11 protein-coding genes are annotated in these 12,302 nt (G+C 56.0%); 4 read left to right on the top strand and 7 right to left on the bottom strand.

Translation table 11 applies throughout. The features are described from left to right. Nucleotides 1-99: 99 nt before the first annotated feature. Together AC0L6S_RS05705 and AC0L6S_RS05710 are read right to left on the bottom strand one after the other, a co-directional pair. Nucleotides 100-2,157, bottom strand: coding sequence for an oxidoreductase (locus AC0L6S_RS05705; RefSeq protein WP_473427461.1), 2,058 nt, complete (start codon nt 2,155-2,157; stop codon nt 100-102). Continuing rightward, a complete protein-coding gene (locus AC0L6S_RS05710; RefSeq protein ID WP_473427462.1) occupies nt 2,157-3,068 on the bottom strand; it encodes a TIGR03619 family F420-dependent LLM class oxidoreductase in 912 nt (303 codons plus the stop codon). Before AC0L6S_RS05710 ends, AC0L6S_RS05705 begins: the two co-directional genes overlap by 1 nt. A gap of 297 nt (nt 3,069-3,365) precedes the next feature. On the opposite strand from AC0L6S_RS05710, the gene AC0L6S_RS05715 reads away from it, so the two are divergent. Continuing rightward, nucleotides 3,366-5,054: an amidohydrolase gene (locus AC0L6S_RS05715; RefSeq protein WP_473427463.1), complete on the top strand. Its 1,689-nt coding sequence runs from the start codon at nt 3,366-3,368 to the stop codon at nt 5,052-5,054. A 23-nt stretch (nt 5,055-5,077) separates the two neighbouring features. Here the strand turns inward: AC0L6S_RS05715 and AC0L6S_RS05720 are convergent, their stop codons facing one another. From AC0L6S_RS05720 to AC0L6S_RS05730, 3 genes are read right to left on the bottom strand one after another with little or no spacing between them, the layout of a single operon-like run. Then, nucleotides 5,078-5,614, bottom strand: coding sequence for a HugZ family pyridoxamine 5'-phosphate oxidase (locus tag AC0L6S_RS05720; RefSeq protein ID WP_473427464.1), 537 nt, complete (start codon nt 5,612-5,614; stop codon nt 5,078-5,080). Between the two features lie 10 nt (nt 5,615-5,624). After that, a complete protein-coding gene (hutX, locus tag AC0L6S_RS05725; protein ID WP_473427465.1) occupies nt 5,625-6,026 on the bottom strand; it encodes a heme utilization cystosolic carrier protein HutX in 402 nt (133 codons plus the stop codon). Between the two features lie 12 nt (nt 6,027-6,038). Next, nucleotides 6,039-8,081: a TonB-dependent hemoglobin/transferrin/lactoferrin family receptor gene (locus AC0L6S_RS05730; RefSeq protein WP_473427466.1), complete on the bottom strand. Its 2,043-nt coding sequence runs from the start codon at nt 8,079-8,081 to the stop codon at nt 6,039-6,041. 176 nt (nt 8,082-8,257) lie between these two features. On the opposite strand from AC0L6S_RS05730, the gene AC0L6S_RS05735 reads away from it, so the two are divergent. From AC0L6S_RS05735 to AC0L6S_RS05745, 3 genes are read left to right on the top strand one after another with little or no spacing between them, the layout of a single operon-like run. Further along, nucleotides 8,258-9,097 (top strand): heme/hemin ABC transporter substrate-binding protein, encoded by an 840-nt coding sequence (locus AC0L6S_RS05735; protein ID WP_473427467.1) that lies wholly within the window; start codon nt 8,258-8,260, stop codon nt 9,095-9,097. An 11-nt stretch (nt 9,098-9,108) separates the two neighbouring features. Further along, nucleotides 9,109-10,119: a FecCD family ABC transporter permease gene (locus AC0L6S_RS05740; protein ID WP_473427468.1), complete on the top strand. Its 1,011-nt coding sequence runs from the start codon at nt 9,109-9,111 to the stop codon at nt 10,117-10,119. Nucleotides 10,120-10,123: 4 nt separating this feature from the next. Then, nucleotides 10,124-10,882 (top strand): heme ABC transporter ATP-binding protein, encoded by a 759-nt coding sequence (locus AC0L6S_RS05745; protein WP_473427469.1) that lies wholly within the window; start codon nt 10,124-10,126, stop codon nt 10,880-10,882. Nucleotides 10,883-10,978: 96 nt separating this feature from the next. Here the strand turns inward: AC0L6S_RS05745 and AC0L6S_RS05750 are convergent, their stop codons facing one another. After that, entirely contained in the window at nt 10,979-11,512 is a 534-nt protein-coding gene (locus tag AC0L6S_RS05750) for a VOC family protein (protein ID WP_473427470.1), read from the bottom strand. 22 nt (nt 11,513-11,534) lie between these two features. Then, nucleotides 11,535-12,173: a carboxymuconolactone decarboxylase family protein gene (locus AC0L6S_RS05755; RefSeq protein WP_473427471.1), complete on the bottom strand. Its 639-nt coding sequence runs from the start codon at nt 12,171-12,173 to the stop codon at nt 11,535-11,537. Nucleotides 12,174-12,302 lie beyond the last annotated feature (129 nt).

Here is a 12,302-nt window from a genome sequence, read left to right on the forward strand (position 1 = left end):
GTTATCTCACCTGTGAGGAATTTGGAGCTTACAAAATGCTATAGAAGCGATCGCCAGTCAAAGTGCACTCGCATTGGTTAGACCGGCATGACTGCATCACTATATTGAACAGGCGACCTGCATACCCTCTTCGGTTGCCTTGCGGATCAATCCCAGATTGGTGCTGTCGCCGATTGCATAGACCTGTGGCGCCAATCCCTGAACGCTGTCATGCAATGTGGTTGATGCCATCGGCTCGCCAGCCAAAATAACTGAATCCGCTGACATGGTGCGCAGTACTCCCTGCGTGGTGCGGTAGTTCACCTCGCCCGCTTGAATGCGTTCACAAACGACTTCGGTATTGATACTCACCCCCAGTCGATCGAGGCGATCCATATGTTCGGCCCGCCGTTTGGGGCCAATCTCTGTGGCGATTCGCTTGCCCTGCTCCAGCACACTGACCTGGCGGCCGCGCCTGGCCAGAAACTCAGCGAGTTCGATTGCTGCGAGATCGGCACCGACGATCACGATACGCTTGCCCAGAGGCATCCACAGCCGTGTAGCCTGTCGCAATAGCTGGGGCGTCAGATATGAACTGACAAAGCGCATGCCGAATTCCGCGACCCTGCGCAGCGCAGCCGGCAGAAATGTGAAGTCGTCGCGCTGTGCGCGTCCTTCTATGATCCGGCGCATCTGTGCACCACTGATCACATGGGGTGCTTGCGCGCCGGGAATCGAAGGGGTTGCAACCCTGGCGCCGGTGGCCACGACAATGACATCCGGTTTAAGGCTGCTTATCAGTGCCGGCGTGGCTTCCACGCCGAGGCGTATATCCGTCTCGGATGCGCGCAGCTCTCGCTGTAACCAATGAAAGAATGGTTCGTTGTCAGAATGAACCGTGGCCGCCAGCAGCATCGATCCACCGAGCCGCCTTTGGCGCTCGAGCAGAATGACATCGTGACCGCGCAACGCCGCCACACGGGCCGTCTCCATCCCGGCGGGCCCTCCCCCTACGATGACCACACGTTTGCTCTGAGTGGCCGGTGTTATCGTGCGGGACTGCTCGCGCCCCGTCGCGGCATTGACCGCACAACTCAGATTCTGATGCGTCATCATGGAGTCGATACAGGTTTCGCATGAGATACACCGCCGAATATCCTCACTGCGCCCGGTCTGTGCTTTTGCAGGCCACTGCGGGTCGGCCAAAAAGGGGCGACCCATCGCAATGAGATCGGCACTGCCCTCCTGCAAAATCTGCTCGGCCAGTTCCGGCGTGTGAATGCGGCCGACCACGATAACCGGCACTTCGACAACCTGCTTAATCGCTCTCGCTGCAGTGACATTCGCGCCATCGGGGTAATCACTGCCCATCACCATCTGACTGACCAGACCGTCGGTGCTACCGCCGCTGATTCGGAACGCATCTGCCCCGGCATCTACCAGCAGCTGGGCCAGCGCCTGGGACTCATTGATTTCACGACCACCGGGCGATCGCTCATAGCCCGACAGACTCACCGTCACAGGAAAATCAGGCCCCACCGCAGAGCGCACCGCAGCAAGTGTCTCCAACAACAGACGCGCTCTGCCAGCCAATCGTTTGCCGCCGTAATCGTCGGAGCGGGCATTGCGCAATGGAGACAGAAACGAACCCAGCAGCATGTAGACATGCGCTGCATGGAGTTCCATACCATCGTACCCCGCCTTTTTTGCGCGCACGGCGGCGTGCGCATATTGCGCTATAACGCCCGGGATCTCATCCAGTTCCAGTGGACGGGAGGTCTGAAATGCTGCCGGATTCACATTGATGCTGGGACCGAACCCCGGCTTGCCTTCAAAAAACGGCGCAAGGGATTCCGGGCCCGGGTGGGTGATCTGGGGCTGGATTTTTACCCCGCACTGATGAGCCAGATCGGTGATTTGTCTGTGCAATGGGATAAATCGGTCTTCAGCGAGACTCAGTGAATGCGGCTGGTAACGGTGATCCAGTGCCACCGAACACACCTCCAGTGTGATCAGCCCGACACCGCCCTGCGCCCTCGCTTTGAGATACGCGAGCAAGCGCTGCGACGGTTCCTGTTCAGCTGTCCCGTAGTTGGTGGTCATCGGCGACATCACAATACGATTCGCCAGCTGCATAGAGCCGATACTGATCGGCGCAAACAGCCTGTTAAACGCCATCAGGCGTTCTCCCACAGACCGAAGCTTTCCATCATCGCCTTGAATCGTTCCATCGAGCGAATCTTGACTTGAAGCTGTGTGTGATCCTCGCCCTCTTCCACCCAGAACGCTCGCCCCCACGGGGATGGCGTCCACGGCAGGACACTGGCGTGATAGGTTCCAGCTGGGTCCAGCGTGTCGATGAACTCAGGGGTGTACATTTCCATTGCGCTGATGAGCACATCGAAAGGCTTGTCATAGCTGCCATTTTTCTTGCGCAGTTCAAACAGCGAATCGATCACCGCTTTCATCGCCTCGTTACCCAATGGCACACCCAACCAACCATCATTCTCAGCGGCCCTGCGCAGCGCAGCCTTGCTCTTTCCGCCGACCCAAACCGGCACTGGTTCACTCGGCACGGGGGACATGATCACATCCTTGAATTCAAAAAATTCCCCGCTATAACTCACGACTTCACCCGTATTGAGTACGCGCATTGCAGCGATCACTTCGTCGAGACGCCGCCCGCGCGAGGAAAAGTCGACACCCGCCAGGTCGAACTCCTCTTTTAACCAGCCGGCGGACACCCCACAGGCCACACGGTTGTCGGTCAAAACAGCCGCGGCACTGGTCGCCCGGGACACCGTGAACGGATCGCGCAGTGCGGCGAGGTAGATGTTGGTCGCCATACGCAACCGTGTCGTTGCCACGCCCATTGCCGTCAGCGTTATCCACGGATCCATCCAGGGATTGCTATTGGGCCACCAGACCTTGCCATCGTCTGTATAGGGGTACGGGGTTTCCGGCGCGGCGGGATAGGCAAGGTGATCCGGCATTGTGATGCCTTCGTAGCCCAGTTCCTCCGCTTTCTGCGCAATGGCGACAAACTGCTCAACCTCGACAGTATTGACCAGCGAAATCCAGTATTTCATAGCAAGCTCCTATCGGCATATTCGATTGTGTGAGAGTCGCACCCCAGGCAATACGCAACCGTCACCACCGAGCGGCGTTTGGTGATCAGTGCGATCCGTGAAAACATACTGCCCATATAAGTTCGGTGACCATTGTTATTGTCTGTGGCAGAGCACCTGTTGCTCTTCATGGTATGCCTTTGCCATGATACTGGGAAGGTCAGCCAATGCGCAGTACCACTTTTCCTCGCGTTCTGGTTACTATGTTAGCCTACCGCGAAAAAACCATTGCTCCATTGATCTCTGAGGCCGTTAATCATGGGCGTGTGTCCAGCTACCGTTAGCCGTTGTTTTCACCTGTTGGTACTTTGCATCGCGCTCGGCGCCTGCTCAGCAAAAGGCCCTGACCTGATATTTTTCGGCGGGCCGGTGCTGACGGTAGACAGCAAAAACCGCGTGGCCAATGCACTTGCAGTAAAGGATGGCTTGATACTGGCCGTCGGCAGTGACAGCGAGATTCTTGCACTACAATCCGATCATACAGACGTGATAGACCTGCGCGGCAGGACGCTGATGCCGGGCTTCATAGGTGCCCATGAGCACCCCACGCTCACCGCTGTGTTTGCAGGCGCCACCGATCTCTCCGGCTTCACGCACAAAAACAATGATCAGGTCTGGAATGCCCTGAGCGTGGCTGTGCGCGATGTCGACGCGGAAGAATGGATCTACGCTGGCGGACTCGATCCCATTCTCACCCGCGACCTGGAAATGCCCACACGTCAGATGCTCGATGAAATCGCTCCCGAGAACCCTCTGGTCATCGTATCCCAGACACTGCATTCGTTCTGGGCCAACTCGGCGGCGTTTGCAGCGGCCGGGATCGATAACTCCACGCCAGACCCTGGCCCCGGAGCGTACTATGAACGTGACAGTACAGGCGAGCTAACCGGCTTTGTCGCTGAAAGTCTGGCGGCCACGCCCCTGCTGAAAGAACTCAAATCACCCTGGCCGCTGCTCGGCCGTTACGAAGCTGCGCTCGATCAACTGCTGGCAAACGGATTTACCAGCGTCGCATCGCTCGGCCACAACGTCCCCCCCCTGATGGCGCGGTTTGCGTCCCTGAAGAATATGCAGCCGCGCATTCGGCAGTTTTTCTATCTGGTAGAGGACGAACTCGATTACCTGCCCGACTCACCCGACACCGAGAATGCGTACTTCCGGATACTGGGTATCAAACTGTGGCACGACGGCTCACCCTATACAGGTAGTATGTACACCTCTGCCCCGTATCTCGACAGCACGTTGAATAAAACACTGGGCATTCGCGCCGGCAGCCACGGCGCAGCAATGTTCACTGCCAAAGCACTGCAGGCAAAGATACAAGAGTACGGCAACGCCGGCTGGCAGCTCGCCATACACAGCCAGGGAGATGCATCACTGCGCGACGTCATTCAGTCACTTGAGGTTGTCGGTGAATTGAAAGGAAAACTACCGGTAGTGCGCATTGAGCACGCCGTAGAGTTACCGGTGCTACAAATACCTGCGCTGGCTGAGCAGAACACGACAGTATCGTTTCATATCAACCATATCCTGTACTACGGCAACGCATTGCAGAACTCGATAATTGGCGAGCAGATGGCGCAGCGCCTGCTACCCTTGCGCTCAGCATTTGCCCAGGGACTGCACCCGACACTACACGCCGACAGCCCGATGTTTCCGGCAGAACCTTTCAGCCTAATGCAAACATCCGTGACCCGGGCTACAAGTTCAGGCCTGCGTTTAAACCCGGGTGAAGCGATTAACATTAAGCAGGCCGTGCGCGCGATGACCATCAACGGCGCGAGGCAACTGCGCATCGCGAACGAAGCCGGTAGCCTGGAACCCGGCAAATGGGCGGATCTGTTGATTGTTGACCGCAATCCCTACAAGACACCTGCTGCTGAACTCGCTCGCATCGAGGTACTGGCGGTACTGCTCCATGGGCGCCTACAATTTGGCTCGCTCTGAACGCGGCGAATCCAGCGCTTTCCTCAGGCGTTGCCCAACGCTGGAGTGCGGGGTTTATGACCATCTGTCAGGTGCGAGAGAATCTCACCGGCCAGGGTATCGCCCGCCAGTGAGTAGGCGCGACCAAACCCTTTCACATAGCGCCCGCCTTGGGGCACAAGCCGAAACATCTTGAAATCCTCCAACTTGCTAAGGTTGGCAGGGCGCGGCCCCAGACGCGCAGTCAGGCACTGCAGAGCGACCCGCCACTCATCTGAGTTGTACTCCAGCAACTCAGCCCGCACCGAATAGTTCACACGGATGCGGGCAAACAGTTCATCTGCCGTACCCTCGTCTTCTGCCACCAGTACAGATGCCCGTGCATCGCACTGTAAGTTGGAGCCGTGTGTGGCGATCTCACTGAGCAATACATATAGGCAGTCTTCGCCGATAGCAAATGGTGCATACGAGGCGAAAGGCGCACCATCGGCACCAAGCGTTGCCAGATGCAGGCTTTTTCGCGATTGGATAAATTCCATAACCTCATCACTGAGGCGGGTTTGTAGTGCTTTGTTTTTCACAATCTGATCCTTATATAACGTTTACCGACAATCCGTCGCGAATGGCGTGAAATTTTTCCAGTTGGTCGGGGAATACCAGGCCCTCGCTGTCGCGACCGAGAAACACCTTGAACAGCACTGCTTGTGCGGCATCCTCAAACACGAAGGCATAACTGTCGCGGCCGCGGTGCTGCCGTTCCTGAAACGCGATTCGCTCGATGGCGTCGAGGCGGATATGCCCATGAAAACCCGGGGTCGCACCGGCGAGGTTGTAATAGCCCTCACCGACCGCGCCGGGGGGAAAAGGCCCCTTGAATTCGAACACGCAACCGCCGTGTTGCACGATGGTTGTCGTCGGCCCCCACTGCGCCAGTGCGCGTAGCAGAGCTTCTGCCTCACTACCTGCCAGAACGTCTTTTGCTTCTACAGTCATTGGTATCCCCCCTTAAAATTGGTAACGCGCAGAGACAATCACTTCACGACCGGCTTCATAGAGCTCTTCCCAGGCCCTGCGGTAATACTTGTCTTCAAGGTTGTTCACGTTCAGATCGAAACGCAGATTAGACATAAATTTGGGCGTCCAACTGGCATACAGATCGGTGACGCCGTAACTGTCGTAGCTGGTGTCGTTGGTATTCTCTTCATAATTTGTCCGATTCTGGTTGTCGGCGTATGTGTAGCGCACCCCGGTCACCACGTTGAAGTCAGAGAAGTTGTAAGCGAGATCCAGCTTCAGCGTATCCGCCGGGATATTGGTAATGTCCTCGTTGGTGTTGTCATCTTCACCGCGCACCAGGCCGTAACTCGTTCTGAATGACAAGCCACCGCGCACGTAGGAGGCGGATACTTCTCCGCCTTTTATGGTGGCCTCATCGACGTTAACCCAGGTGGTATAGCCGCCATCCATCACCGGGACGAAAAATGGCCCGACCACAATCTGCTCAATAAAGTTATCTACCTTGTTTTCAAATGCCGACATCTCAACATGAATGACATCGGCCCCCGCAATATCGGCAAAAGCCATTTTGGCGCTCAACTCGATATTGGACGCTTTTTCCGGTTCGAGATCGGGGTTTGGCTGGAATTGATTGCAGAAGCTCGGAGAAATACAGAAATGATAACCCGTGCTGTACAACTCCTCAGCACCCGGCGCACGGAAAGCACGGTCATATCGCAGACTCAGCATCAACCAGTCAGATGCATCCCATACAATGGCCGCAGAAGGCGAGGTCGCGCTATCGCTGGTGTTGGAATTGAGATCGCTGGCATCCGTTTCGAAATCGTCATAGCGTACGCCCAGTTCCAGATTCCAGTCTGTCGCCAGTGGCATTGACGCCAATACGTATGCGCCCCAGGCTGTACTCTCGGCATCCGGCGGTACCGGCCTGTTATCCCCGCCCCGATCAGCGTTGAATTTCTCACGGTAGCTGTCGACACCGTACATCAGTTGTAGCTTGCCAAACTCGGAGAGGTTTGAGAGGTTGAAACCAATGACATCCAGCTTGGTGGAATCATCACGACCATCGGACTTTCGAGTTTCATCCAACTCCACGCGGTTGGCATATGCCAGCGCCTCCACGTTCAGCAGGTCGGAGTCGCCGTCAAAGCTGTAAGCCAGGTTTACATTGTCTGTCGTCTGTTTACGGTCGATCAGGAAGTTGCTGCTGTCATCAATCTCCGCAGAGGCATTGGTCGGTACCGAACCGTCCCAATCAGCATGCCGATAGATTAACTCAACGGCCTGTTTGTCGGTCATCTCCCAGTTAACTTTGACCATACCACCGTGTGAATCGGAGCCTGACCCGAGTAATTTGTCGCCATTGCCCAGTTGGATGTCATCGCTGTCGCGGTAGTACGCGCTGACAAGCCCACTGACTGAACCGGATGCGCCGGCGATTGCCCCTGTTGAAGTGCTTCCGTCGTTGTTGTCATCGTACCCTGTCTTGATAAAACCACCGAGGTTTTCCTCGTCGGTCAGCAGATCTCCCGCTGTAATCGTGTTCTGTGCCACCATCCCCCCAACGGCACCCGAACCCCAGAGACTACTTGATGGGCCGCGAACCGCTTCCACACTTCGCAACAATTCCGGGTCGAGGAAATAGCTCGGACGGTGACCGGATTCAAAACTCTGACGCGCCCCATCTACTGTCTGAAGTATCTTGTTGCCCTGCAGGCCCCTGATATTAACGGCCTGCGTGGATGCCCGGGGACCACCTGACACAGTGATATTCGGCTCAAAAGCCAGCACCTGTGGCACAGATTGCGGTTGAATACTCTCAATCTCATCGCGCCCCACAACCGCAATGCTTCTCCCGACCTCACTGAGCGGTTTTTCAAGACGCGTCGCTGTGACGATCACCGTTTCGATGGTTTTCTTTTTTTCCACTGCCTCCGATTCTTCTGTCCACCCCGCCGGAGCCACTGTCGTCAGCATCAGGGTAGATGCCAATACGATTTCCCTGCCATAGCCTTCACCCGATTTTCGCACGCTGTGTTCTCCCCTCATGGTGTATTACACGTTCAAGGAGGCGAACTCTAACAACCAAAATCTTAAATGTAAATGATATTGATTCTTATTGTGTTTACGTTTTGCGAGATATATGATGCCGCACCAGCAATACAGAATCCCTGTACGCCAATCCTGCGAAGTGGAGAACAAACACCATGCAACGCGTGAAAACACTGGTACTGACGGTAGGTTCAGTACTTTGCTTACTCAGCCTCCCTGCCCTGTCCGAGAGCCGAATAGTCAGCACGGATGCCGCTGTTACCCAGATACTCTTTGCGTTGGACATGGATGATGACCTGGTAGGCGTGGACGTCACCAGCACATTGCCCGATGGATACCGGGAATTGCCTGTGGTGGGCTACCACCGTGCCCTGCCTGCTGAGGGGCTACTAGGGCTCAACCCGACTCTGGTCATCGGCTCTGAACACCTGGGCCCACCCAAGGTGTTAACAACGCTGGAATCAGCGGGTGTCCCCGTAGTGCAATTACCCAGTGCCAACACCGTCTCCGAGTTACAGCAAAATATCGCCAGTATTGCCAAGGCATTGGGAGACGCCGAAGAAGCTGAGCCCACTCTGGCAGCGTTAGAGCAACAGAAAGCCCTGCTGGAAGGCTCCCCCCTGCCAGAAGAACGCATTGCATTTGTGCTCGCCGTGGAGCCGGGCAAGATGCGAATTGCCGGGAACGATACCTCCGGTGATGCCTTTATCAAACTGCTGGGGGCAACGAATATCGCCGACTTCGATGCCTATCGCACGCTATCGGCCGAAGCTATTCTGGAGTTGGCCCCCACGGTCATTCTTGTGGCGGGACACGAGGGGGCGACACCCCAACGGCTGTTAGAGCTCAATAGCATAGTACGGCACGGCGAGGCAGCGAAAGCCGGACGCATTCTGCCGGTGAACGCAGCCAATCTCGTTGCGGGGCTCAGTCCCAATGCGGTGACAGATGCCGTCGCACTCTCCCAGACAATTGCGGGCAAATCGGCGAACTGAGTATGCGGGCAATGTCTATATCCAGTGCCGTTACCCTGGGCGTGCTACTTTTCGTTGTCGCGCTGACGTCTCTGACACAGGGCGCGATGACGATCCCCCTGCGTGACAGCCTGCTGGCACTGACAGATGCCGTGTTCGGCCGCAGTGCAGCTGAGTTGGCAGACTACCAACGCGCGGTAATACTGGAACTGCGCCTACCCCGTACGCTGCTGGCAATTCTAATTGGCGCGATTCTGGCCCAAAGTGGCGCGGCAATGCAGGGTTTATTCCGTAATCCGCTGGCGGATCCAGGTATTATCGGCGTCTCGGCGGGTGCGGCAGTGGGTGCTGTGTTAGCAATTTATCTCTCCACTCCGGATCAAAGCTGGTGGGCCGTTCCACTGGGCGCATTTGCCGCAGGCCTGGGAACAAGCCTCCTCATCTACAAATTGGCACAGGGAGCGAATGGTACCTCGGTCTTTATTCTGCTGCTGGCAGGTATCGCGATCTCGGCCATGGCCGGTGCTTTAATTGGCTTTGTCACCTACCTCTCAGACGACACCCGCCTGCGAGATCTCAGCCTGTGGCAAATGGGTTCGCTGGCATCAGCAGACAGCACCCGTGTGTGGGTAGCCGCTGCCGCATTTGCGCTGTTAGCGCTGCGGCTTCAGAAGCACGCAGCGGCACTGAATACACTGCTATTGGGCGAACCGGAGGCACGCCACCTCGGTATTGATGTGGAGGCACTAAAGCGTGAGCTCATAGTGCTCGTTGCGCTCGGCGTGGGCCTGGCGGTATCTGCCGCCGGTATTATCGGCTTCGTCGGATTGGTTGTACCACATTTCATCCGCATGTTGGCGGGCCCCAGCCACCACAGCTTGTTGCCGCTGTCGGCACTGTGCGGCGGACTGCTATTGTTGGTGGCTGACATCGGTGCACGCCTATTACTGGCACCGGCTGAACTTCCGGTGGGGATACTGACGGCATTGCTGGGCGGCCCATTTTTCGTACTGTTGCTGGTACAACAAAGGCAGAGGGCATGACGCAATGCTGACAGTAAAGGCCTTGCAGTTACAGCGTGGGACTGATTTCGCGCTGGATATTCCGCACTGGCAGGCCTTGCCGGGTGAAGTCCACGCGGTACTGGGTACTAACGGCGCGGGCAAATCCACCCTGCTAAAACTATTGAGCGGGGAAGAAGCAAGCAGTGGGAAGGTGTTGTTGCACGACAGGCCGCTGGAAAACTGGCCTTCGATGGCTCGAGCTCGCCACCTCGGCGTGCTGCCACAGTCGAATAACCTGAACTTTGGCTTCAGCGCTGAAGAAGTGGTTTCGCTCGGGTTGACACCGCTGACTCTGGGGTGGCGCCAAGGCAGGCAAATCGTACAGGCCATGATGCGCGCAACCAACTGTGCCCACCTCAGCGAAACCAAGTACCCTGCCCTCTCAGGCGGTGAACAGCAGCGCATACACCTCGCCAGGGTACTGGTGCAATTGCGTCAGGCGGAACGGGAACCGGTCCTGCTTCTGGACGAACCAACGTCCGCACAGGACCTTGGGCAACAGCACAGGCTGATGGAGCTGGCCTGCGAGTACGCTCGCTCGCAGCACTATTGCATTGTGGCGATATTGCACGACCTCAACCTCGCCCTGCGCTATGCAGACCAATGTGTGCTGCTCGATCAGGGACAAGCCGTAGCCGCGGGAACGCCTAACGAGGTAGTGAACGGCGTCAATATCGAGCGGTACTGGGGGTACTCCCCGCAGATACTGACATCGGATTGCGGCAGAACCGTGATCGCATAAATCGTCAAACTTTAGGACTGGCTAATCAATGCGCGACGTCAACAGGCTGAAGCAACTGCACAGCCAGCTCTTGTGTGCGGCGGTAGACGGAAGGGGCTAGTCGGCAACTTCCGGCGGATAGAATTCAATTTTTGCCGGGGCCGGTGACGGTTTGAATTCTGTTTCGTCCAGCATCGCCAATGCACTAGCGCGATCTTCCTCTGCAAAGGCGCCTGTCGTCCGGCAAAACTCTACCGTATTGCCATTCGGGTCCTGTGTGTAAACAGAATGGCACCAGTTATGATCGATCTCCAATACCTCCAGTCCTGCCGCGTGCCATCGTCCCCTCCAGGCATCGAGTTCCTCGACTGTCTCAACGCTGAAAGAGTAGTGATTGGTACCACCCGGCATATTGGCTGCTTCGTTTAAATCATAAATATGGTTTTCCTGACCGGGTACATCCCGCAGTTCCCAGAACGCGATAAACTTCGAGTCATCGCCATCAATACGGTAGAAGAAATGTTTGCCCCAGCCGCCGCCGGGAATTGGAGCGACTTCAACTTTCACCAGTTCGAAGCCCATAATGTCTTCGTAAAAATGGTGAGTAGCCTTCATATCTTTTGCCGCCAATGCGAGGTGATGGTAGCCCATTGTCAGTTTCCTGTATTGGATATCACTTGTCCGTATCGACCATCGACATTACATCGGTGGAGTTGTCCTGGCTTGCTGGAATTTCGACACAGGGATCATCCCTGTCATCATATTCAAGGCGCAGCGCCTTGCTCATAACAGCGTGCATCATGTAAGTACAGGTGATGTAGGTGAACTCCAGAATTTCTTCATCCGACAAATACTGTTTAAGCTCATCAAACAGTGACTGTGGAACTCGACCGCGCTCTAGCACCAGGCAATCGGTATAGGCCAGTAACGCCCGTTCAACAGCGCCAAAACAGGTAGCGATGGACCAGTTGGGAATTGCCTCAATCTGCTCCTCCGTCATGCCCACATCTCGGCAGGCCTTGCAGTGCTGGGAGAAGACAAACTGCGACCCGACCGTATAACCAGCCCGAATCTGCCCTAGTTCCCTGAGCAGTGGATCTATCTTGCGGGCGGGATCTCGATAAAAGCGAAAGCCATCGGTAGTGTGGTTGAAAGCATCGGGGACAATATTAAACACGGTCCACCAATTGCCCGGTGTACCTGTCTCGGTTCCCGGATCCGTCAATGGGTCACGATCACCAAATAGCATATCGAAAATTGCATTGGCGTACGGATTGCCCGCCTCGCGGCCAGCTTGTTTTAAACGTGGCATTTAGCCTACCTCTAGTCACAGAACTTTTTTGCTTTTATTTTTTGATCATCGGCGAAATGCATGGACACAGTCAAGGCATAGCGAGAAACATACTGGTAGCCGCATCCAGTGCGAATTTCGAATTAAAAG

The organism is Halioglobus sp. D3-4 (genome assembly GCF_055809315.1).

Bases quoted from the DNA above. Each gene is read 5' to 3' on its own strand.
- AC0L6S_RS05735 (WP_473427467.1), top strand. From the start codon at position 8,258: ATGCAACGCGTGAAAACACTGGTACTGACGGTAGGTTCAGTACTTTGC.
- AC0L6S_RS05750 (WP_473427470.1), bottom strand. From the start codon at position 11,512: ATGGGCTACCATCACCTCGCATTGGCGGCAAAAGATATGAAGGCTACT.
- AC0L6S_RS05715 (WP_473427463.1), top strand. From the start codon at position 3,366: ATGGGCGTGTGTCCAGCTACCGTTAGCCGTTGTTTTCACCTGTTGGTA.
- AC0L6S_RS05755 (WP_473427471.1), bottom strand. From the start codon at position 12,173: ATGCCACGTTTAAAACAAGCTGGCCGCGAGGCGGGCAATCCGTACGCC.
- AC0L6S_RS05705 (WP_473427461.1), bottom strand. From the start codon at position 2,157: ATGGCGTTTAACAGGCTGTTTGCGCCGATCAGTATCGGCTCTATGCAG.
- AC0L6S_RS05745 (WP_473427469.1), top strand. From the start codon at position 10,124: ATGCTGACAGTAAAGGCCTTGCAGTTACAGCGTGGGACTGATTTCGCG.
- AC0L6S_RS05740 (WP_473427468.1), top strand. From the start codon at position 9,109: ATGTCTATATCCAGTGCCGTTACCCTGGGCGTGCTACTTTTCGTTGTC.
- hutX (WP_473427465.1), bottom strand. From the start codon at position 6,026: ATGACTGTAGAAGCAAAAGACGTTCTGGCAGGTAGTGAGGCAGAAGCT.
- AC0L6S_RS05710 (WP_473427462.1), bottom strand. From the start codon at position 3,068: ATGAAATACTGGATTTCGCTGGTCAATACTGTCGAGGTTGAGCAGTTT.